Annotated in this window: 1 protein-coding gene; it reads right to left on the bottom strand. The window is 69.1% G+C overall.

Features of this window, described 5'->3' with window-relative positions; all coding sequences use genetic code 11:
• On the bottom strand, nucleotides 1-1,237 hold a 1,237-nt coding region (locus WDZ17_RS17275), incomplete at its 3' end, for an IS110 family RNA-guided transposase (RefSeq protein ID WP_339576416.1).
• Nucleotides 1,238-1,526 lie beyond the last annotated feature (289 nt).

Genomic DNA, 1,526 nt, shown 5'->3' with positions numbered 1-1,526 from the left:
AGCCGGTTGCGGCGAGGGTGACCTGGTAGCCCATGGCCTCGAGTTGGTCGATGGCGCGCTTCTTGGCCCGGTCGGGGTGCAGTCGGGTGAAGTAGTCCGCTCCTGGGTCGTCGTAGATGGTGCCGGTGGTGCCCATGTGCCAGACGGCGGTGAGCATGGAGTGCTGGATGGCGACGTTGGCCTTCATCGGTCCCCGGCGGCTGGCGATGCGTCGGTAGCGGGCGCCGAGGTAGGTGTGCCGGCTCTTGGCGACGGACATCGCCGCGGCGCCGAGGGCGCCTTGCAGGTAGGGGTTGCCCGGCCGGGTGTGGCTGGACTTGACCTTGCCGGCGGACTCGTTGTTGCCCGGTGTGGTGCCGGCCCAGGACGCCAGGTGCTTGGCGGTGGGGAACTGGCTCATGTCGGCGCCGGTCTCGGCGACGACGACGTCGGCGGTGAGGGTGCTGATCCCCGGGATGGTGCAGATCAGGTCGCGGAAGCCACGAAAGGGCTCGATCACCACCTCGATCCGTGCGGTGAGGGCCTCGATAGCCGTGGTGTGCTGGTCGATGAGGTCCAGGTGTACCCGCGCGAGGAAGGCGTGGTGGTCGTCGAACCGGCCGACCAGCGCTTGGGTGAGCTCGGGGATCTTCACCCGTAGCCGGCGGCGGGCCAGCTCGGCGAGCAGGGCGGGGTCACGTTCTCCGGCGATCAGGTGCTCCAGCATCGCCCGCCCGGAGACCCCGACGATGTCGGTGGCAACCGCGGACAGCTTGATGCCGGCGTCCTCCAACATCTTCTCCAGGCGTTGGACCTCACGCCCGCGTTCACGGGTGATCGCCGTGCGGGCCCGGGTCAGGTCCCGCAGCGCCCTGATCGGCGCCGGAGGCACGAACGAGCCCCGGACCAGGCCGTGCGCGCCCAGCTGCGCCAGCCAGGTCGCGTCCGCGACATCGGTCTTGCGCCCGGGCAAGGTCTTCACGTGCCGGGCGTTGACCAGCATGACCTGCACCCCGGGCAGGTCTTCGAGCAGGTAGTAGAACGGTTTCCAGTAGTCGCCGGTCGCCTCCATCACCACGCAGGTGACGTGCTCGGCGGCGAGGTGCTCGCGCAGCGCCAAGATGCTGCTGGTCATCGATGACCACGTCGTCACCGTCTCCACCGTCTTACGGCCGCCACCGCCGGCGTGCCGCACGCAGACCTTCGCGTCCTTCTTGGACACATCCAGACCGGCGCAGCGCGGGTGCACCACTTCCATCAGAACCGACCTCCAGCGCTCAAGACCCAACAAGGGTGTCCGTCGCGGGGAGGGCAGGGAGATATCGAAAGTCTGACGCTCGGGCTCGACGGCACCAATCCACGGTTCCCGTGGAAGCCCTCCACCACCATGCTGACCTACAGGCTCACCGGCACCACAGGCGCTTCGGGGTCGACCGCGACGGACCTGACCAGGGTCCACCCCGCCGTAGCGCTCCGGCAACCGGCCGCGGCGCCGAATCTTCGCGCACCACGGTGCGCCTCGAAGACGGCGCAGGGTTGCTGACCTG

This window comes from Pseudokineococcus basanitobsidens (assembly GCF_037482545.1).
Classification (GTDB): domain Bacteria; phylum Actinomycetota; class Actinomycetes; order Actinomycetales; family Quadrisphaeraceae; genus Pseudokineococcus; species Pseudokineococcus basanitobsidens.
The sequence above is the reverse complement of the archived record's forward strand: the minus strand, read 5'-3'. Positions and strand labels throughout refer to the sequence as shown.